Origin of the sequence: Pseudomonas sp. RGM 3321 (genome assembly GCF_022836805.1) — a bacterium.
Classification (GTDB): domain Bacteria; phylum Pseudomonadota; class Gammaproteobacteria; order Pseudomonadales; family Pseudomonadaceae; genus Aquipseudomonas.
Map to the genome: position 1 here is coordinate 145,704 of NZ_JALHBH010000113.1, position 19,597 is coordinate 165,300.

General features: G+C 58.9%; 18 protein-coding genes. 5 read left to right on the top strand and 13 right to left on the bottom strand.

Annotated elements, in window-relative coordinates; translation table 11 throughout:
- Positions 1-8 precede the first annotated feature (8 nt).
- A complete protein-coding gene (locus RGM3321_RS17115; protein ID WP_002554892.1) occupies positions 9-890 on the bottom strand; it encodes a polysaccharide deacetylase in 882 nt (293 codons plus the stop codon).
- A 96-nt stretch (positions 891-986) separates the two neighbouring features.
- Positions 987-2,360, bottom strand: coding sequence for an amidase (locus RGM3321_RS17120; protein ID WP_244394053.1), 1,374 nt, complete (start codon positions 2,358-2,360; stop codon positions 987-989).
- 336 nt (positions 2,361-2,696) lie between these two features.
- Between RGM3321_RS17120 and RGM3321_RS17125 the strand changes: the two genes are divergently transcribed.
- Entirely contained in the window at positions 2,697-3,698 is a 1,002-nt protein-coding gene (locus RGM3321_RS17125; RefSeq protein WP_244394083.1) for a GntR family transcriptional regulator, read from the top strand.
- A gap of 150 nt (positions 3,699-3,848) precedes the next feature.
- Here RGM3321_RS17125 and RGM3321_RS17130 read toward each other — a convergent pair whose 3' ends face one another.
- Genes RGM3321_RS17130 through RGM3321_RS17145 form a run of 4 tightly spaced genes read right to left on the bottom strand, consistent with a single transcriptional unit; the run spans position 3,849 to position 8,175 of the window.
- The gene (locus RGM3321_RS17130) at positions 3,849-4,271 is read right to left on the bottom strand and encodes a group 1 truncated hemoglobin (protein ID WP_244394054.1); all 423 of its coding nucleotides are present in this window, start codon (positions 4,269-4,271) and stop codon (positions 3,849-3,851) included.
- Positions 4,271-5,146 (bottom strand): DUF3034 family protein, encoded by an 876-nt coding sequence (locus tag RGM3321_RS17135; RefSeq protein ID WP_244394055.1) that lies wholly within the window; start codon positions 5,144-5,146, stop codon positions 4,271-4,273. Before RGM3321_RS17135 ends, RGM3321_RS17130 begins: the two co-directional genes overlap by 1 nt.
- A 3-nt stretch (positions 5,147-5,149) precedes the next feature.
- Positions 5,150-7,504 carry an EAL domain-containing protein gene (locus RGM3321_RS17140; protein WP_244394056.1) on the bottom strand — a complete coding sequence of 785 codons (2,355 nt, stop codon included), beginning with the start codon at positions 7,502-7,504 and terminating at the stop codon, positions 5,150-5,152.
- On the bottom strand, positions 7,501-8,175 hold the full coding sequence (locus RGM3321_RS17145) for a methylamine utilization protein (RefSeq protein WP_244394057.1): 675 nt from the start codon (positions 8,173-8,175) through the stop codon (positions 7,501-7,503). Before RGM3321_RS17145 ends, RGM3321_RS17140 begins: the two co-directional genes overlap by 4 nt.
- Before the next feature lie 181 nt (positions 8,176-8,356).
- Between RGM3321_RS17145 and lon the strand changes: the two genes are divergently transcribed.
- The 4 genes from lon (at position 8,357) to cmoB (ending at position 13,166) form a co-directional block, all read left to right on the top strand.
- Positions 8,357-10,774, top strand: a complete 2,418-nt coding sequence (lon, locus tag RGM3321_RS17150) for an endopeptidase La (protein WP_244394058.1) — start codon at positions 8,357-8,359, stop codon at positions 10,772-10,774.
- A 199-nt stretch (positions 10,775-10,973) separates the two neighbouring features.
- Positions 10,974-11,366 carry a protease inhibitor I42 family protein gene (locus RGM3321_RS17155; protein WP_058887083.1) on the top strand — a complete coding sequence of 131 codons (393 nt, stop codon included), beginning with the start codon at positions 10,974-10,976 and terminating at the stop codon, positions 11,364-11,366.
- A 100-nt stretch (positions 11,367-11,466) separates the two neighbouring features.
- Positions 11,467-12,210, top strand: coding sequence for a carboxy-S-adenosyl-L-methionine synthase CmoA (gene cmoA / locus RGM3321_RS17160; RefSeq protein ID WP_244394059.1), 744 nt, complete (start codon positions 11,467-11,469; stop codon positions 12,208-12,210).
- On the top strand, positions 12,207-13,166 hold the full coding sequence (cmoB, locus tag RGM3321_RS17165; RefSeq protein WP_244394060.1) for a tRNA 5-methoxyuridine(34)/uridine 5-oxyacetic acid(34) synthase CmoB: 960 nt from the start codon (positions 12,207-12,209) through the stop codon (positions 13,164-13,166). The genes cmoA and cmoB overlap by 4 nt, the downstream gene beginning before the upstream one ends.
- A 10-nt stretch (positions 13,167-13,176) precedes the next feature.
- On the opposite strand, the gene pdxJ is transcribed toward cmoB, so the two are convergent.
- The 7 genes from pdxJ to lepA all read right to left on the bottom strand — a co-directional run bounded on the left by pdxJ (position 13,177) and on the right by lepA (position 19,456).
- Positions 13,177-13,917, bottom strand: coding sequence for a pyridoxine 5'-phosphate synthase (gene pdxJ, locus RGM3321_RS17170; RefSeq protein ID WP_244394061.1), 741 nt, complete (start codon positions 13,915-13,917; stop codon positions 13,177-13,179).
- Between the two features lie 59 nt (positions 13,918-13,976).
- Entirely contained in the window at positions 13,977-14,660 is a 684-nt protein-coding gene (gene recO / locus RGM3321_RS17175) for a DNA repair protein RecO (RefSeq protein ID WP_244394062.1), read from the bottom strand.
- Between the two features lie 60 nt (positions 14,661-14,720).
- Positions 14,721-15,623: a GTPase Era gene (gene era, locus RGM3321_RS17180; protein ID WP_003363707.1), complete on the bottom strand. Its 903-nt coding sequence runs from the start codon at positions 15,621-15,623 to the stop codon at positions 14,721-14,723.
- Entirely contained in the window at positions 15,616-16,305 is a 690-nt protein-coding gene (gene rnc, locus RGM3321_RS17185) for a ribonuclease III (protein WP_002554906.1), read from the bottom strand. Before rnc ends, era begins: the two co-directional genes overlap by 8 nt.
- Positions 16,302-16,679 (bottom strand): DUF4845 domain-containing protein, encoded by a 378-nt coding sequence (locus tag RGM3321_RS17190; RefSeq protein ID WP_244394063.1) that lies wholly within the window; start codon positions 16,677-16,679, stop codon positions 16,302-16,304. The genes rnc and RGM3321_RS17190 overlap by 4 nt, the downstream gene beginning before the upstream one ends.
- Before the next feature lie 116 nt (positions 16,680-16,795).
- Positions 16,796-17,650, bottom strand: coding sequence for a signal peptidase I (lepB, locus tag RGM3321_RS17195; protein WP_002554908.1), 855 nt, complete (start codon positions 17,648-17,650; stop codon positions 16,796-16,798).
- A gap of 9 nt (positions 17,651-17,659) precedes the next feature.
- On the bottom strand, positions 17,660-19,456 hold the full coding sequence (gene lepA / locus RGM3321_RS17200; protein ID WP_057455072.1) for a translation elongation factor 4: 1,797 nt from the start codon (positions 19,454-19,456) through the stop codon (positions 17,660-17,662).
- Positions 19,457-19,597 lie beyond the last annotated feature (141 nt).

A 19,597-nucleotide genomic window follows, 5' to 3' on the forward strand; every position in this document is an offset into this window, starting at 1 on the left:
GCAATGTATCAACGGGTACGGGGGTTGCGACGCACGAAGTCGTCGGCAATCTCGTCGAAAGTGACGAACTTGACGCCTGCATGGCTTTGAATGTGCTCGATCAAGCGCTCCAGCATCAGCAGCACTTGCGGGCGACCAGACACGTCCGGGTGAATGGTCATGGTGAATACGGCGTGTTCATGCTCGCGATAGACCCAGTCGAACTGGTCGCGCCACATCTCTTCCAGGTGCCGGGGGTTGACGAAACCGTGGCTGTTGGGTGCCTTCTTGATGAACATCATCGGTGGCAGGTCGTCCAGGTACCAGTTGGCCGGAATTTCCACCAGGTCGGTTTCTTCACCGCGCACCAGAGGTTTCATCCAGGTGTCCGGATGCTGGCTGTAGTCAATTTTGGTCCACTTGTCGCCCACACGAACGTAGTAAGGATGAAAGTCGTTGTGCATCAGGCTGTGGTCGTACTTGATGCCTTTCTTGAGCAGCAGCTCGTTGGTGACGTTGCTGAATTCCCACCAGGGTGCGACGTAGCCGGTCGGGCGCTTGCCGGTCATTTGCGTGATCAGGTCGATGGATTTGTCGAGGACGATCTCTTCCTGCTCCGGGGTCATGGCAATCGGGTTTTCATGGCTGTAACCGTGTACGCCGATTTCATGCCCGGCGTCGGCCACGGCCTTCATCTGCTCCGGGAACGTTTCCATCGAATGCCCCGGAATGAACCAGGTGGTGCGCAGGCCATAACGCTCGAACAGCTTGAGCAAACGTGGCGCACCGACTTCCCCGGCGAACAGCCCGCGCGAGATATCGTCCGGCGAATCTTCGCCGCCATACGAGCCGAGCCAGCCCGCGACGGCATCGACATCTACACCAAACGCACACAGAATTTCTTTGGCCATCTTGCTTCTCCCGCTGGTTAATCAGAACGGCTACGCGGTGTTCAGCACGCGTGCCGGTTTGCAGTGTTCAGGTGCCTGCTTTCAAAGTGCTTGTTTTCAAGGTTGGTTGAGCAACGACTCCACCGTCAGAGCCGCGCGCAACAGGCGTGCGTCCTCTCCCGCCGGAGCGCTGAGCAACAGCCCGGTGGGCAGGCCCGAGGCATCGCAGCCGCTGGGCAGTGACACGCCGGGCATATTAAGCAGGCTGCCGGGCATGGTCAGGCGCAGCGTGGCGAGGTTGGTTTGAATGAACAGATCTTCGTCGCTCAACAACTGCGCGAGCGGCGGCGCAACGTGAGCAACGGTTGGGGTGATCAGCAGCGCACCATCGAGTTCGAGGGTCAATTGCTCCTGCAAGCGTTCGCGCGCGGCGTACAGATTTACCAGCAGGCTGGCGGGCATATGCCGTGCCGCCTCCAGGCGCTTGCGCACTCTGGGGTCGAGCTGGCTGGCGGCGTCGCTGTCGAGCAACGACTGATGCAGCGCAAATGCTTCGGCAGCGCCAAGCCAGCCCTTCTGCTGAATCAACTGCAAGGTGGCCTGAAATGCCTGACAGGGGCGCACGTCAACAAAAGCACCGTGGTCATGCAGGATGCCGATGACACGAAACAGATTTTCACGAACCGCAGGCTCGACACGCGGGTCTTCCAGCACGGCCTTGTCGACCAGAAACCGCTGGGTGGCCACACTGCGAGGCAGCAATGACGAAGGCTTGTTGCGCGCACACAGCAGGTCATCGATCACCAGCGCATCACGCACGCTGCGGGTCAGCGGACCGACACTGTCAAGTGTCAGCGCCAGCGGGAACACACCGTCGCGACTGTAGCGGCGGCTGGTGCTGCGAAACCCTACAAGACCGTTAAGCGCGGCCGGAATACGAATCGAACCTGCGGTATCGGTGCCCATGGCAATCGGCACAATCCCGGCAGCCACTGCGACTGCCGAACCTGAAGAAGAGCCGCCGGGAATGCGCGGCGTGCGATCGCTCATCGGGTTGACCGGTGTACCAAAATGCGGGTTCAGGCCCAGCCCGGAATAAGCGAATTCGCTGAGGTTGGTCTTACCCAGACTGACCATCCCGGAACGCGCCAGCAGCCCGACGCTCGGCGCATCAAGCAGTGCCGGCGAAAGGTTGTTGCGCAAGGCGGCACCGGCCGTTGTCACGCAACCAGCTACGTCGAACAGATCCTTCCAGGCGATCGGCACCCCATCGAACGGGCTCAGTGGCTGCCCGTGTTTCCAGCGGGCAGTGCTGGCTTCGGCTTCCCTATAGGCACGTTCGACACTCATGGAAATGAATACATGGTCAACCTGAGCTGCCTGCTGCAGGGCCTTGTCCAGAACCTGAATCGGGTCACTGCGCCCCTGAGCGAAGTCCTCAGCCATTGCGCAGGCATCACGAGTAACGCTGTGACTTCCTGTATCAATCATGGGCATCGGACCTTTAAAATGTACTTATTAGTAAAATGTACATTTAACAAAGGCAGATTCCATGCCAATCTGTACTAACAGACTTTCGGCCGCGCCAGAGATCAGGTCCCTTCGGGCTGGGACCGCCGTCCTAGAACTCTCTCCGCAAATGACTAAATCCGTTTCGGCAATGCTTGAGCCGAACACCAGAGCTTCATAAAGAAATAATGTATCTTTTACAAAAGGTACATTTCAGTGCAAAAAAGTAACGGTGGCCCCATGAGCGAGCATCAGGACGTGGCCCAGGGTGACAACGGCGCATCTGTGCGAGAATTGCCCGTCAACCGCCAGAAGTGTATGAAACCGATGTCAGAAGAGGACACGCGCACCGCGTCGCGTTACGCCACGATCCGTGAGGTGTTGCGTAACGCAATCGTCTCGGGTGCGGCTGCCAATGGACTGGTGCTGCTTGAAGCACCGCTGGCAGAACTGTTCGGCACTAGCCGGGTGCCAGTGCGCAAGGCGCTCAATCTGCTGCATGAAGAAGGCTTGATCAGCCGCTTTGATGGCCGAGGTTATCTGGTCAATCCTGACGCCGGGGAAGTCGAGCCGTTGCGGTTGAGTCTTAGCCACAAGCAGTTCGGGCTGGACAGCAGCGAAGAGCTGGTCGACACCCGCCCACTCGGCGAACGAATTCATGACGAGATCGGCGCGGCGCTGTCGGCCTGTATCGCTTTTGGTCATTATCGGCTCGATGAACAAAACGCCGCGCAGCATTACGGCGTCAGCCGTGCCGTGGTTCGCGAGGCGCTGATGCGTTTGCGTGACCGCGGCCTGGTGGAAAAAGAGCCTTACTCACAGTGGCTGGCAGGGCCGCTGACGGCCCGGGAAATCACCGAAGACTACGAACTGCGCGCCTGCCTTGAGCCTGAAGCCCTGCGCCAGACCGCGCCGCAGTTGAGTCGCGAAACCCTGGACGCCATGCTGACCAGAGTCATTCAGGCGCAAAACGCCGAACAGTGCAGCCTGGAGGAGATAGAGCGCCTTGAGGACGACCTGCATCAGCAGTGTCTGGGCGGCCTGCAAAACCGCAAGATCGCGACCCTGATCAGCCAGGCGCAAAGCCCGATGATCATCAACCGGATTTTCTACCGGCTGCTGGGCATTGGCGCGGATGAAGCGATGCTGGCCGAGCACCGGCTGATCATTGAGTTATTGCTGCACGGTGCTTTCGACGCTGCGGCCTTGAACCTCAAGGAACACCTGCAACGCGCCCGGCAGCGCATGCTCCAGCGCCTGAAAGTGCTGTCGGTTTTGCCGGAGCAGGAAGTGCCGGGGTACCTGACGCGGTTGAGTTGAGACGTGGCTGGAAGACTCATTGCACACGCTCCAGTGGGAACGCTGTTCTGGACGCGCGGTGCGGCGACGATTTGTGATGCGGAGCGTCACGAACGACATGCCAACGCGAAGCATTGGCACGATAGTTAGAGTGCATTTAAAGGCTACGAATTACTTACCAACCACGTCGCCACGCATTGGTGCCAACCGGGCGATCAAACGGTTCTGGACCGGAACCGGAACGTTCTCGGTGTCCATCGCTGCTATCAGGTTTTCGACAAGCGCATTGAAGTCGCTCGGGGTGAGGTTCTGGCCCTTGTGGGACTCGGCCATACTGTCGCCGGTGTAACGGCACGGACCGCCCGCTTCGACACAGAGCTGTTCGACCAGTTTGTCGCGCAAACGCACGATATTAACCTTCTTGAAGTGCTCGACAATGCGCTCATCCTTGGCGATGTTCAGCAGCATGCCCTCGACGATGCGCTGGATGCCGGCACGCTGGCCCAAGTCTTGATAGAGGCTGTCATCCCCGGGCGGCTGCTGGGCGCATCCGGCCAATACCGTCAGCATCAGACATATCAGCAAACTCCTCATCAGAAATTCCCCTGTACAGACAGATACGTGCCGTTCTGGTTGTCCAGCGTGGCGATTTCACCCAATCGGGCGTAGGCCAGTACTACGGACACGTGTTTGTTGGGGAAATAACCGAGAAACACATCGGCCCAATCACTCTCGCCAGCAAACGACAGGTTGTCGGGCTTTTCACGGTACTCAACGCCCAGTGCCCAGCGCGGATTGAACAGCACTGCTGCCGAACCCTCCTTGAGCAGACTGCGGCTGTCACGCCGGTCCCCGCCAAACCCGAGCAGGCCGGTTTCGTTCGCGCGGCTGTAACGCACACCACCGTTGATCACGACGTTGTAGCCAAACGCCGCGCCCATGAACAACCGACTGGCCGTCAGATACCCTTCGACATCCGAATCACGCTTGGCCCCCACCAGACTCGGGATCAGGAAATCGTTCTGATGCTTGTACTGCACGCCCAGCGAAACCTGTGGCAGGCTTTCATAGATCAGGTCGCCGAACAGGCGCACTTTGACGCCGAACACGTCCTGACTGAGGTTGTCGTCCGGCAGGCTGAGCCTGTGCTGCAGGTTGCTGATATCGAAGCGTTGGTGGGCATAGGAAAACTCGATGCGATTGCCATAGGCGACGGCGAGGCCTGCCACATCAAGGTTGTAGTCGGGCAGATTGACGTGCGTGGCGAAGGCTGTCGCGCCCCACTCGCCCTGTTCGCTGTAACCGGTGATCACCGCCCATGGGGTGATACCGCCACCGGCGCTGCCTTCAATGCTGGTCGCGCCGCCCGTGGCAATCAACCGGCCGTTGTCGCCCAGCGCGAGCGCCGGGACACCCCCTGCCACGCCCGCCAACAGATAACCCAACAGTAATGATGTCTTGTAGGACATGGATTAATTCACCATAAGACTGGGTGATGCCTGATAGGTAGCAATCCATGCCTCGAATGCTGACGCTGTCAGCGGCCGACTGATCAGGTAACCCTGGGCCGTATCGCAATGCCAACGCCGGAGCAGGTCCAGACTGTGTTGGTACTCGACACCCTCGGCAACCACCTTGAGCCCCAGGTTATGGCTCATCTCGATGGTCGAGCGCACGATCACAGCGTCTTCGCTGGTCTCGTCCAGATCACGTACGAAGGACTGGTCGATTTTCAGCTCCTGCACCGGCAGGCGCTTCAAGTGCGCCAGTGACGAGTAGCCCGTGCCGAAATCATCGACCGACAGGCTGATGCCGCAGTCGCGCAGGCGGTGCAGGACCACCAGGGCTTTTTCCGGCTCGCTCATGATCGCGCTCTCGGTTATCTCGAATACCAGTTGTTCGGCAGGCACCCCGTATTGCTTGAGCAGTTTCATGACATAACCGGCCAGGTCGTCGCCCAGCAAGTCGTTCGCGGAAATGTTGACCGATACCTGCATCACCAGACCGCGCTGACGCCACTCGGCCAGTTGCCGCATGGCTTCTTCGATCACCCAGTTGGTCAGCAGGTTGATACTGCCGGTGCGCTCGGCGAGCACAATGAATTCGGCCGGCGAAACATTGCCAAAGCGCGGGTGAGTCCAGCGCAGCAGGGCTTCGGCCTGACGAACATAGCTCTGGCGGATATCCAGTTTGGGTTGGTAATGGAGCATCAGCTCGCCATTCTGCGGAGCCTTGCGCAGGTCGCGGATCAAACTGATCTGACGCTGGTGAGCAACATCGCGCCCGTCCTGGTAGATCTGCAGACGACCGGGCAGGAAGGTTGCGTCCTTGCGTGCAATCGCCGCACGGTTGACCAGTTCCTGGGCCGAATCACCGTGTTCCGGGTAAACCGTGATGCCGATGCAGCATTCGAGCGCGTAGTCATGGTTGTCGATACGCTGCGGCTCGCTGAGCAAGTGCTGCAAGGCATCGGCGATACCGACTGCGCCGTCGCTGGCCGTGTTGTCCAGCAACAGCAGAAATTCGTTGGCGCTCAGGCGTGCCACGGTATCGCCGGGCCGCGAGTTGCCTTGCAAGCGCTGACCGACCTGACGCAACAGTTGATCAAGGCCCTCTGCATTCGAACTCTCGCTGATCGTTTTAAGGTTCTCGATGCCCATGTACAGCAATGCCACCGGGCGATCTGCCGCAATCGAACTGCCCAGACGCTCCATCACCAGCGCGCGATTGGGCAGCCCGGTCAGGTTGTCGTGCAGCGCGTTGTGCGCCAACTGCCCTTCACGCACGGCGATGCCGTGCTGCATGGTGTTGATCGCGTCGGCGAGCATGCCCAACTCGTCGCTGCGGGCCATCGTGACCGGCGTTTCATAGTCGCCATCACCGATGCGTTTGGCGGCAGTTGCCAGTGCGCGTACCGGCAGCGAGACACTTCGAGCCAGCGCCAGCGTGCCGATCAGCGACGCCAGCAAGGCGGCCATGGAAATCCAGAAAATCTTTTCATCCAGCGGCGCAAACGCTTGATAGGCCTTGTCCAGCGGGCTTTGCAGCAGCGCGATCACTTGTCCGTCACCGCCATTGCCGCTTTTGGCAAGCATCAGCGTCTGACTGAGGAAGTTAAGGTTCGATTGCTCGGTGAGCAGCATCTGCCCCTCTGAAGAACTGCACATCAGTTCGACCAGACCCGCATGCATGGCGGGCGGCTGGGTACTGATCAAATCGCCGGACTGACCGTTTTCCACCGTGAGAAAAGACACTTCCAGCCCGCTGAGCGAACGCAGCTCTTCGGCAATATCGCTGTCGATGGTAAAGCCCATGACCACGCGGCCAATCGGCAACGGTGCCAGAACGGTACTTTCTACCAGCAGGTGGGGTGTTCCACCGCCAGGGACGATAAGCACTGACTGACCTGCACGCTTGGCGCCCCGCAGCGCCTGGTCGTAGATAAACCTCGAACCTTCGGGCACCTGGGTTTCAGTGCTGGCAATCACCACGCCATCCATGCCCAGCAGGAACATGTCGCTGGCGTTGATGCGTTTGCCGTGGTTGAGCAGCACCGAACGAATGGTCGACGAGTCGGCACTCGCCACCGCATCGCGAAAGCCGAAGTCGGCCGAGAGCAATTGCACAGCGTCCCGCAGGCGCTTGCCACGCAAATCGATCAGGCGCTCGAACACCCGGCTCCCCACTTCCAGTTGCGCCTGGGCCTGGGTTCGCACTGCATCGCCGGTCGCAACCTTGACCGCGAGAAAGACTGCGCCCACGACAATCAGCAACAGGGCAATCAGAACCCCTGCGATACGCGCCTGAAAGCTGACCTTAAACTTCATTCATGTGCGGCCTTGTGAAAAGCATCACCGAAGCCACCGGGTGCGGGTTTAACAGGTTTATCTTCGTTTTTCACTTCGACCGCCAGATTGAAACGCTGGGACAGGCCCGCTGCGGGCACATCGAACTCGCCACCCGACACCGGCTGCATATCTTCTATTTGTGGATGCCAGAGCGTGGCGGCGTAGTGTCCGGCTGGTACCTGTTCAAATTTCAGCACGCCGTTGCTGTCCGTCACACCAAACCACGGCTCGTTGGTCACGTAGATATAGCCGACCATCCAGTCATGGATGTTGCAGCCCAGCACCACGACGCCGGGTTTGTCGAACAGCAGCGGGTCCGAGGGCGTACCCTCGTAAAGACGCAATTCAAAGCGTTTGGCCGGAGAAAAGGAGTAGACCTGGTGGCGAATGTTGTCGCTGTTGGGGAATTTGACTTCAGTACCGACGTGAACAGCCAGTACATGCGGCGCAAATTCCTGCTCACGCTGGTCCATGGCGGCCTTCAGCGCTACGGCTGACGGACCGGGAGGCCCCTTGAGCGTCACGACCGCGTCCGCGAGGGGCTGGCCCTGCTTGTCGAACAACTGCGCGGTGAAGGTGGCAGCCGATGCAGTCGCGGCCGATGCCATCCAGAGTCCAGCCACTAATGCCGAGATCAATACGTTGGTCATACCTGATTCAACCCATAACGGCGGTGCCGCAAATAAACAATTCAGCTCAGGTCAGCAATAGCTGGCCTCACAGCGATGAAATAGCAGTTTTAGAACCGCTTTACAGACTATCGACCAAGACTATTGAAACCTGAGGGCTACTGCCCCATCTAAGAAGCATGTTCAACTTCTCAGGTGCCCCATGAGCGACCAGCAGTCAGACTCGCCAGATTTGCCCAATGACGCAGACGAGCACGAAGTGTCTCTGAGTTCCGACAGCACCTCACTTGCCTTGCCCGGCCAGAATCTGCCTGACAAGGTTTACATCATCCCCATCCACAATCGTCCGTTCTTCCCGGCGCAGGTTTTGCCGGTCATTGTCAACGAAGAACCGTGGGCAGAGACGCTGGAGCTGGTCAGCAAGTCCGAGCACCACTCGCTGGCGCTGTTTTTCATGGACACCCCGCAGGAAGATCCTCGCCACTTCAAGACCGATGCGCTCCCCGAGTATGGCACTCTGGTCAAGGTTCACCACGCCAGCCGCGAAAATGGCCGATTGCAGTTCGTGGCGCAGGGCTTGAGCCGCGTGCGCATCCGCACCTGGCTCAAGCATCATCGCCCGCCTTATCTGGTGGAAGTCGAGTACCCGCAGCAGCCCAATGACCCGACCGATGAAGTGAAGGCCTACGGCATGGCCTTGATCAACGCGATCAAGGAGCTGTTGCCACTCAACCCGCTGTACAGCGAAGAGTTGAAGAATTATCTCAACCGCTTCAGCCCCAACGACCCTTCGCCACTCACCGACTTCGCTGCGGCCCTGACCTCCGCCACCGGCGTCGAACTGCAGGAAGTGCTCGACTGTGTGCCGATGCTCAGGCGCATGGAGAAAGTCCTGCCGATGCTGCGCAAGGAAGTCGAAGTCGCACGTTTGCAGAAAGAAATATCTGCCGAGGTGAACCGCAAGATCGGCGAGCATCAGCGTCAGTTCTTCCTTAAAGAACAGCTCAAGGTCATTCAGCAGGAGTTGGGGCTGAGCAAGGACGACCGCAGCGCCGACATCGAGCAGTTCGAGCAGCGCCTGGAAGGCAAGACCCTGCCACCACAGGCGCGCAAGAAGTTCGACGAGGAGATCAACAAACTCAAGGTGCTGGAAACCGGCTCGCCGGAATACGCCGTGACGCGTAACTATCTGGACTGGACCAGTTCGTTGCCGTGGGGTGTCTACGGCGCTGACAACCTAGACCTCAAGCACGCTAGCAAAGTGCTCGATCAACACCATGCCGGGCTGGATGACATCAAGGCGCGGATTCTCGAATTTCTCGCTGTGGGTGCGTACAAGGGTGAGATCAGCGGGTCGATCGTCTTGCTGGTAGGCCCGCCGGGCGTGGGCAAGACCAGCGTCGGGCGTTCGATTGCCGAATCACTGGGGCGACCGTTCTACCGCCTGAGTGTGGGTGGCATGCGCGACGAGGCCGAAATCAAGGGCCACCGCCGCACCTACATCGGCGCCCAGCCGGGCAAGCTGGTGCAGGCGCTCAAAGATGTCGAGGTAATGAACCCGGTCATCATGCTCGATGAAATCGACAAGATGGGCCAAAGCTATCAGGGCGACCCGGCGTCTGCGCTGCTGGAAACCCTGGACCCGGAACAGAACGTCGAATTCCTCGATCATTACCTGGACCTGCGCCTGGACCTCTCCAAAGTCCTGTTCGTGTGCACCGCCAACACCCTGGACTCGATCCCTGGCCCGCTGCTGGACCGGATGGAAGTGATTCGTCTGTCGGGCTACATCACCGAAGAAAAGCTGGCGATTGCCAAGCGTCACCTGTGGCCCAAGCAGTTGGCCAAAGCGGGCGTTGCCAAGAGTAAGCTGAGCATCAGTGACACGGCCTTGCGCGCGGTCATCGAAGGCTATGCGCGGGAAGCCGGTGTGCGGCATCTGGAAAAACAACTGGGCAAGCTGGTGCGCAAAGCGGTTGTCAAACTGCTCGATGCGCCGGATTCGGTCATCAAGATCGGGCCGAAAGACCTTGAAGCGTCGCTGGGCATGCCGGTGTTCCGCAGTGAACAAGTGCTGTCGGGCACGGGTGTGATTACTGGCCTGGCCTGGACCAGCATGGGCGGCGCTACGCTGCCGATAGAGGCGACGCGTATCCACACCCTGAATCGGGGCTTCAAACTGACCGGGCAGTTGGGCGACGTGATGAAAGAGTCGGCGGAAATCGCCTACAGCTACGTCAGCGCCAACCTGTCGAAGTTTGGTGGCGACGCGAAGTTCTTCGATGAGGCGTTTGTGCACGTACACGTTCCCGAAGGTGCAACCCCGAAAGATGGCCCTAGCGCGGGTGTTACCATGGCCAGCGCCTTGCTGTCCCTGGCGCGCAACCAGCCGCCGAAAAAGGGCGTGGCCATGACCGGCGAACTGACCCTGACCGGGCACGTATTGCCTATCGGTGGGGTACGCGAGAAAGTCATTGCCGCGCGGCGTCAGAAGATCCACGAATTGATCCTTCCGGAGCCTAACCGTGGCAACTTCGAAGAACTGCCGGACTATCTCAAGGAAGGCATCACCGTTCACTTTGCCAAGCGCTTTGCAGACGTGGTGAAGGTGTTGTTCTAAAGATTGATACTGCGCATGTCCCACGCTGAACTGGCACGAGAGGTGTTCTATCAGGCGCCTCTCGTTCCGCACGCTCCAGCGTGGGAATGCAGTTCTGGACGCTCTACGCCCTATCCAGAGCGGCGACACCTGTCGTACTCCCCCCCAAAACTCCGATCAGTTATCCTTGCGCCTCGTCTCGCAAAAACCGGAACTTGCCATGCCCCCCGCCCGTTTCCTTGCACCGTTGAGCCTTGCGCTGCTGACGGCCTGCGCGCAAACACCGAAAAACATAGTGTCCATCGAGGCTGAAAACGACTGCCCGCTGACGCTCCAGAGCGGACAGACGCTGATCCTCACCCTGCCCAGCAACCCGACCACCGGCTTTCGCTGGCTGACCCAGAACCCGGCGCAGAACATCCTGCGCAGCCTTGGGCCGGAGGTGTATGCCAACGCCGAGAGCAAGGAGATGGTCGGCAGCGGCGGGCAGTCAGTCTGGCGCTACAAGGCAACCGACGCAGGCACCGGGCGGCTGGTGATGACCTATCAGCAGCCGTGGGCTCCGGAAGTGGCGCCGGAGCAGACCTTCGAATGCGCAATCACGGTGAACTGACCGTTTGCCCGCGGCTTGTCCGAAGGCACGCGCTGCACCATGCATCACGGCGACAACTTGGCTAGAATGCCCGCTTTTCAAAGCCTTCGCCGGAACCGCCGTGAGCAAAGAAACCGACCGCATTTTCGCCCAGCCACTGGCCCAGGTGCCTGACTTCGCCTTCAACGAAGACGTCGTGCGGGTGTTCCCGGACATGATCAAACGCTCGGTACCCGGCTATCCGACGATTGTCGAAAACCTCGGAGTACTTGCCGCGCAGTTCGCCCAGCCGGAATCCGTACTGTACGACCTTGGCAGTTCGCTGGGTGCCGTGACTCAAGCCCTGCGCCGCCATGTACGCAGCGAAGGCTGTGAGGTCATTGCGATAGACAATTCCAGTGCGATGGTCGAACGCTGCCGTGAGTACCTCAATGCGCAGAACTCCATGTTTCAGGAGCTGTTGCCGGTGCAGGTCATCGAGGGTGACATTCTGGCGCTGGAGTTCAAACCCGCCTCGGTGGTGGCGCTTAACTTCACCCTGCAATTCATCGCCCCCGAGCAGCGCCTGACATTGCTCAGGCGCATTCGTGATGCGCTGGTGCCAGGCGGCGCGTTGATCCTTTCGGAGAAACTGCGTTTTGATGACGAGCAGGAGCATGCGCTGCTGACGGATCTGCACATCGCCTTCAAGCGCGCCAACGGCTACAGCGATCTGGAAATTGCCCAGAAGCGCAGTGCCATCGAAAACGTGATGAAGCCCGACAGCCTGGAAGAACACCGCCAACGCCTGCTCGCCGCCGGTTTTTCCAAGGTGGTGCCCTGGTTCCAATGCCTTAATTTCACCTCGTTGATTGCCCTGCCATGATTGATCTCGCTCCTCTTGTCCGCCGTCTGGCGGGAACCCCTCTGGCTGACTGGGCCAACGGCTTGCAAGCCCAGCTCGACAGCAAAATGGCCAAGGGTCATGGTGACTTGCAGCGCTGGCAAAGTGCGCTGGATGCGCTTCCGGACCTGCAGCCCGAGCGAATCGATCTGCTCGACAGTTTTACCCTGCAAGCCGAGTGCAACGGCGAAACCCGTACTGTGCTGCGCAAGGCATTATTAGGCCTGTCGCCGTGGCGCAAGGGGCCGTTCAATGTGTTCGGCGTGCATATCGACACCGAATGGCGCTCGGACTGGAAGTGGTCACGGGTATCGCCGCATCTTGATCTGCGGGGCAAACGGGTTCTGGACGTTGGTTGCGGCAACGGTTATTACCAGTGGCGTATGCTTGGTGCCGGGGCTGACAGCGTGATTGGTGTTGACCCCAACTGGCTGTTCTTCTGCCAGTTTCAGGCCATGCAGCGCTACCTGCCTGACCTGCCCGCCTGGCACCTGCCGTTCGCACTTGAAGACTTACCCGCCAACCTGGAAGGCTTCGATACGGTGTTCTCAATGGGCGTGCTGTATCACCGCAAATCGCCCATTGACCATTTGCTGGCGTTGAAAGACTGCCTGGTCAACGGGGGCGAGCTGGTGATGGAAACACTGGTGATCCCCGGCGATGTGCATCAGGTGCTCGTGCCGGAAGACCGTTATGCGCAAATGCGCAACGTATGGTTCCTGCCGTCAGTACCGGCGCTGGAGCTGTGGATGCGCCGCGCAGGCTTCACCGATGTGCGCTGCGTCGACGTCAGCCATACGACGATCAAGGAACAGCGCAGCACCGAATGGATGCGCTTCCAGTCACTGAGCGACTATCTGGACCCCACCGATCACAGCAAGACCGTCGAAGGACTGCCAGCGCCAATGCGTGCGGTGATTGTGGGGCGCAAGCCTTGAACAGGACGGGCTACCGAGCGGCTGCCACGATCAGCGCTTTCATCTCTGCCACCGCCGCCTTGAAGCCCACGAACAGAGCATGAGCTACCAGCGCGTGGCCGATGTTCAGTTCGTTGATGCCCTTGATCGCTGCGACTGCTTCGACGTTGTGATAATGCAGGCCGTGGCCGGCATTGACGATCAGGCCTTGCGCAAGACCAAACGCTACTCCATCGGCTATTCGCTGCAGCTCCTCGGCCACTTCGGCCGGGGTCTGAGCATCGGCATAGCGCCCGGTGTGCAGTTCGATAGCTGGCGCACCGACGCGCTTTGAAGCGGCGATCTGGCGCTCATCGGCGTCGATAAACAACGAGACCTCGCAGCCTATTTTCGCCAGCCGCTCGACCGCTGCCTTGATCCGCGCTTCCTGGCCCGCGACGTCCAGCCCGCCTTCGGTAGTCAGTTCCTGGCGTGTCTCCGGCACCAGGCAGATATGCGCAGGACGAATGCGCTCGGCAAACGCCAGCATTTCCTCGGTCACGCCCATCTCGAAGTTCATGCGGGTCTGCAGCACGTCCTTGAGCAGAAGGACGTCACGTTCCTGAATATGCCGACGGTCTTCACGCAGATGAACGGTGATGCCGTCGGCACCTGCCTCTTCGGCGTCCAGTGCTGCCTTGACCGGGTCCGGATAGCGCGTGCCACGGGCCTGACGCAAGGTGGCTACATGATCGATGTTCACGCCGAGAAGGATGCGAGTGCTTTGGGTCACGGTTGTCTCCAGAAAAATGGGCGAGCTGATCGAAGCAGGCTGTAAAGAATAAAGCCTGATCAAGGCTTGCGAAACAGTTCACGACTGACAAGTGGGCGGCCGCCCAGATGCACAGCCAGCGCCTGACGCATCAGACGCTTGGCAGCAGACAACGCACCGGGGACGTTCCAGTCCGCTTCGGACATGGCCAGCAATTCTGCGCCTTGAAACAGGCCGGGCTGAAGCAGATAAACACGCTCAAGCCCGGCATCCACTTGCAGGCGGTACATGCCATCAATTGCCAGCGGTTCGCCGTTGATGTCGGCGTCCATCGCAAAGCCGTAGCCCAGATCATCCAGCAACCGCCATTCGAACGAACGCAGCAACGGTTCCAGCGGACGGCCCAGCGCGAGGGCCAGCAATGTGGCGGCGTAATGTTCGAATACGGCTGGATGCGGGTCTTCGGCAGGCAACAGGCGAATCAGCAGTTCGTTGAGGTACATGCCGCTGAACAGCGCCTCGCCGGTCATCCAGGTAGCAACGCCTGCGCTTTCCATGCGCCCGACATTCTTGAGTTCGCCACGTCCTCGAAACTCGACTTCAAGCGGTACGAACGGACGCGCCAGCGAGCCTGCCTTGCCTTTGGCACTGCGCAGCACGGCACGTAGCCGCCCCTGGGGCGTGAGAAAATCGACCAGCGCGCTGTTTTCGCGATACGCACGGCTGTGGAGCACATAAGCAGGTTGGCCGGTGGGCGCGCTCATCAGGCTGGCTCGAAAGAGAAGTGTTCGCCCAACCGCAGAAGGGTCAGGCGAAAGGGCAGCTTAGAGGTCGCCGTAGCCGAGCGAGCGAAGGGCGCGCTCGTCATCGGACCAGCCACCTTTGACCTTGACCCACAGGTTAAGCATCACTTTGGAGTCGAACAGCAGCTCCATGTCGCGACGCGCATCACTGCCGATGCGCTTGATACGGTCGCCCTTGTCGCCAATGATGATTTTTTTCTGCCCATCACGCTCGACAAGAATCAGCGCATGGATGTGCAGGGTGCGGCCCTGCTGCTTGAACTCTTCGATCTCGACGGTGATCTGGTACGGAAGCTCGGCACCCAACTGGCGCATGATCTTCTCGCGAACCAGCTCGGCAGCCAGAAAGCGGCTGCTGCGATCAGTGATCTGATCTTCCGGGAAGAAGTGATCGTTCTCCGGCAAGTGCGAGGCAATCAGGCTTTCCAGCGCTTCCAGGTTGTGGCCATGCTGCGCGGAGATAGGCACGATGGACGCATTCGGCAGCTGGCCTTGCAGCCACTCCAGATGCGGCATCAGATCGCTTTTGTCTTCAATGCGATCGGTTTTGTTGATCGCCAGAATGACCGGGCCCTGCACGTACTGAACACGTTCCAGAACCATCTGATCTTCGTCGGTCCAGCGAGTGCGATCCACGACGAAGATCACCACGTCGACGTCTTTCAACGCAGCCGAAGCAGTCTTGTTCATGTAGCGGTTGAGCGCTTTCTCGCCATTCTTGTGCATGCCGGGGGTGTCGACATAGATCGCCTGCACGGCACCCTCGGTTTTGATTCCGAGCATGTTGTGACGCGTGGTCTGTGGCTTGCGCGAGGTGATCGCCAGCTTCTGACCCAGAATATGGTTGAGCAGCGTGGACTTGCCTACGTTGGGACGGCCGACAATGGCAACATAGCCACAGCGTGTTGCGGTTGTATCATTCATGACCGTTCTCCACGCCCAGGGCAATAAGTGCTGCTGCTGCGGCTACCTGTTCGGCAATCCGGCGGCTGACACCCTGTCCTCGGCTTTTTTCATTCAATAGGTTGATCTCGCATTCGACGAAAAACGTCCGGCAATGCGGTTCACCCTGGATATCCACCACCTCGTAACGCGGCAGTTCGCAGGCCCGCGACTGGAGAAATTCCTGCAGTCGGGTCTTGGGGTCCTTGTTGGTATCTACCAGCGTCAGGCTGTCGAACTCGGTCGTCAGCCAGGCCAGAACGCGCTCACGCGCAGCCTCCATGCCTGCGTCCAGGTAGATCGCCCCGATCAGCGCTTCAAGGGCATCGGCGAGAATCGACTCGCGACGGAAACCACCGCTTTTCAGCTCGCCGGAACCCAGACGAAGGTACTCGCCCAGATCGAAACCACGGGCCAGCAACGCTAGGGTTTCACCCTTTACCAGGCGCGCGCGCAAGCGCGACAACTGGCCTTCGCGGGCCTGAGGAAAGCGTTCGAACAACGCCTCGCCCGCCACGAAGTTGAGAATGGCATCGCCGAGAAATTCCAGACGCTCGTTGTTGCGACCGGCAAAACTGCGATGGGTCAGGGCCAGGACCATCAGTTCCTGATCCTTGAAGGTATAGCCGAGCTGACGCTCAAGGCGGCTCAAGGATACGCTCACGGTTTACCCACACTGAATTGCTTGTCGAACTTCATCACCAGATCGATGTTCTGGAACCACGGTTCACGCTGCTCATAGTTCAAATGAGCCTTGAACGCATTGTTCTCCACCGTCACTTTCAACGCCTTGTTCAAATCTATATCCCGAATGCTGTTGACCTGCATGTTCTTACCGACATAACCGTAGAAATCGTCGACCGTGGTAATGCCCAGGGCCTGATTGGTGTCGACCGTTTCGATGATTTTCTTCATCGTCATGTAGTCGAGGTAATGCGGGACCAGCTTGAAGGCCGTGCTCGTCGCAAACGCGACAAGCGCCAGCACCAACAGCCATCCCACTAGCGAAAAACCTTTTTGAGAAGTAGAGAACGTCATGTTCGACTTCAACCTCGAGAGTTCACTGCCTGCCCGACCGGGTCGACTCAGGGTTCAGAGGCGTTTCCAGTCAGCCCAAATGACATACGGCGCTGCTCCAGGCAGCGCCGCATCGATTACTTGATCAACCCTACGCGTGCAAAATTAGGGAAGTGGCTCAGTTTCGGTTCCGGCCAGCTCATCCAGACGGCGAACGCCTTGCCTACGATGTTCTTGTCCGGGACCATGCCCAGTTCGTCCTTGGGAATATTGGGATCATCCCAGTAACGGCTGTCGTTCGAGTTGTCGCGGTTGTCGCCCATCATGAAGTAGTGCGCAGCAGGCACTGTCCACTCACTGTCAGGCGGCGCGCGGTATCGGCTCATTTCCTGACGGATCTGGTGTTCGACTGCGCCCAGTTGTTCTTCGTACAGTTCTGCGCTGCCCAGTGTACCGGGCTCGGTGCCGATCAGCTTCTTGGCAACCAGCTCACCGTTGATGAACAACCGCTTGTCGCTGGTGTAGCGAATGCGATCACCCGGCAGACCGACGACACGTTTGATGTAGTTGACGCTTGGGTCGCTTGGGTAGCGGAACACCATCACATCGCCACGCTGCGGATCACCGAGCTGGATGACCTTCTGATCCAGTACTGGCAGGCGGATGCCATACGCGAACTTGTTGACCAGAATGAAATCACCCACATCCAGCGTCGGCTTCATGGAGCCCGAAGGAATCTGGAACGGCTCTACCAGAAACGAACGAAGCACCAGCACGATAAACAACACCGGAAAGAACGATTTGCCGTACTCGACCAGCAAAGGCTCTTTGTTCAAGCGCTCTACGACAGCAATGTCAGGTTCGCCGACGCTTCCCTGATAGTTCGAAATGGCAGCCCGGCGACGAGGTGCCAGGATGACCAGATCAATCAGTGCAAGCACGCCACAGACGAACACAGCGATGACCAACAACAGCGGAAAATTTAGTGACATAGGACCTGACTATTCCAACCTGAGCACTGCGAGGAAGGCTTCCTGTGGAATTTCCACGTTGCCGACCTGCTTCATGCGTTTTTTACCGGCCTTTTGCTTCTCCAGCAATTTACGCTTGCGGCTGACGTCGCCGCCGTAGCATTTGGCCAGTACGTTCTTTCTAAGCGCCTTGACGGTTGTCCGGGCCACGATCTGACCGCCAATGGCGGCCTGAATTGCCACGTCGAACATTTGTCGAGGGATCAGCTCTTTCATCTTCTCGGTCAACGCACGCCCTTTGTAATGAGCGTTGTCGCGGTGAACGATCAATGCCAGGGCATCGACCTTCTCGGCGTTGATCAGAACGTCGAGCTTGACCAGGTTGGCCGACTGGTAACGATCAAAATGATAATCCAGCGAAGCATAACCGCGGCTGACAGACTTGAGACGATCGAAGAAGTCCAGAACCACTTCGTTCATCGGCAAATCGTAGCTCACCTGAACCTGGGTGCCGAGGAACAGCATGTCGTGCTGCACGCCACGTTTTTCGATACACAACGTAATGACGTTGCCCAGGTGCTCCTGCGGCACAAGAATATTTGCGCGAACGATAGGTTCACGCATGTCTTCGATGGCCGACAGGTCAGGCAGCTTGGACGGGTTATCGACATAAATCGTTTCGCCGGTCTTCAGCAACAGCTCGAAGATTACGGTTGGCGCAGTGGTGATCAGGTCGAGATTGTATTCACGCTCAAGACGCTCCTGGATGATCTCCATGTGGAGCATGCCTAGGAAGCCACAACGGAAGCCGAAGCCCAGTGCATCGGAGCTTTCCGGCAGGTATTGCAGCGAAGAGTCATTCAGCGTCAGCTTTTGCAGGGCTTCACGGAAGTCTTCGAAATCGTCCGAGCTGACCGGGAACAGGCCTGCATATACCTGAGGCTGGATACGCTTGAAACCGGGCAGTACGTCTACATCGGGCGTGGTGCTCAGGGTCAGGGTGTCACCGACCGGCGCGCCATGAATGTCCTTGATACCGGCAATGATAAAGCCCACTTCGCCGGCTTTCAGATCAACGGTTGCAGTGTGCTTGGGGTTGAACACCCCAACGCTGTCGACCAGATGCAGCTTGCCGGTGGACTTGACGAGGATCTTGTCGCCTTTCTTGACGCGACCGTGGCGCACGCGCACCAGAGACACGACGCCCAGGTAGTTGTCGAACCAGGAGTCGATGATCAACGCTTGCAGCGGATCTTCGATGTTGCCGGTCGGTGCGGGAATGGTTGCTACCAGACGCTCGAGGACCTCGTCCACGCCCATACCGCTCTTGGCGCTGCACGCCACGGCATCGGTGGCGTCGATACCGATGATCTTCTCGATCTCTTCCTTGACGCGGTCCGGATCGGCCTGCGGCAAGTCCATCTTGTTCAATACCGGCATGACCTCAAGGCCCTGCTCGATGGCGGTGTAGCAATTGGCGACCGACTGTGCCTCGACGCCCTGCCCCGCATCGACCACCAGCAATGCACCTTCGCACGCGGCCAGGGATCGGCTGACCTCATAGGTGAAATCGACGTGCCCGGGGGTGTCGATGAAGTTCAGCTGGTAGGTGATACCGTCTTTGGCCTTGTAATACAGGGTAACGCTATGGGCCTTGATGGTGATCCCGCGCTCGCGCTCAAGATCCATGGAGTCGAGCACCTGGGCTTCCATTTCGCGCTCGGACAGGCCGCCGCACATTTGAATGAAGCGGTCGGCCAGCGTCGACTTGCCATGGTCAATGTGGGCGATGATGGAGAAATTGCGGATATGACTCAAATCACTCACGGATCAACACTCAAAAAGGTTGCAGGCAGATTGCCCGCCGAAAAATAGCCGGGAATTGTACCTGAACTAAGCAAGAGGCGTCACGCTTACAGGTACCCGGATAGGCGCAACGTAAACAAACAGGCACAAAAAAGGGTGGCC

Bases quoted from the DNA above. Each gene is read 5' to 3' on its own strand.
- RGM3321_RS17120 (WP_244394053.1), bottom strand. From the start codon at position 2,360: ATGATTGATACAGGAAGTCACAGCGTTACTCGTGATGCCTGCGCAATG.
- era (WP_003363707.1), bottom strand. From the start codon at position 15,623: ATGAATGATACAACCGCAACACGCTGTGGCTATGTTGCCATTGTCGGC.
- RGM3321_RS17115 (WP_002554892.1), bottom strand. From the start codon at position 890: ATGGCCAAAGAAATTCTGTGTGCGTTTGGTGTAGATGTCGATGCCGTC.
- recO (WP_244394062.1), bottom strand. From the start codon at position 14,660: ATGAGCGCGCCCACCGGCCAACCTGCTTATGTGCTCCACAGCCGTGCG.
- lepB (WP_002554908.1), bottom strand. From the start codon at position 17,650: ATGTCACTAAATTTTCCGCTGTTGTTGGTCATCGCTGTGTTCGTCTGT.
- cmoB (WP_244394060.1), top strand. From the start codon at position 12,207: ATGATTGATCTCGCTCCTCTTGTCCGCCGTCTGGCGGGAACCCCTCTG.
- RGM3321_RS17130 (WP_244394054.1), bottom strand. From the start codon at position 4,271: ATGAGGAGTTTGCTGATATGTCTGATGCTGACGGTATTGGCCGGATGC.
- RGM3321_RS17155 (WP_058887083.1), top strand. From the start codon at position 10,974: ATGCCCCCCGCCCGTTTCCTTGCACCGTTGAGCCTTGCGCTGCTGACG.
- RGM3321_RS17125 (WP_244394083.1), top strand. From the start codon at position 2,697: ATGAAACCGATGTCAGAAGAGGACACGCGCACCGCGTCGCGTTACGCC.
- RGM3321_RS17190 (WP_244394063.1), bottom strand. From the start codon at position 16,679: ATGACGTTCTCTACTTCTCAAAAAGGTTTTTCGCTAGTGGGATGGCTG.
- RGM3321_RS17145 (WP_244394057.1), bottom strand. From the start codon at position 8,175: ATGACCAACGTATTGATCTCGGCATTAGTGGCTGGACTCTGGATGGCA.
- RGM3321_RS17135 (WP_244394055.1), bottom strand. From the start codon at position 5,146: ATGTCCTACAAGACATCATTACTGTTGGGTTATCTGTTGGCGGGCGTG.
- RGM3321_RS17140 (WP_244394056.1), bottom strand. From the start codon at position 7,504: ATGAAGTTTAAGGTCAGCTTTCAGGCGCGTATCGCAGGGGTTCTGATT.
- lon (WP_244394058.1), top strand. From the start codon at position 8,357: ATGAGCGACCAGCAGTCAGACTCGCCAGATTTGCCCAATGACGCAGAC.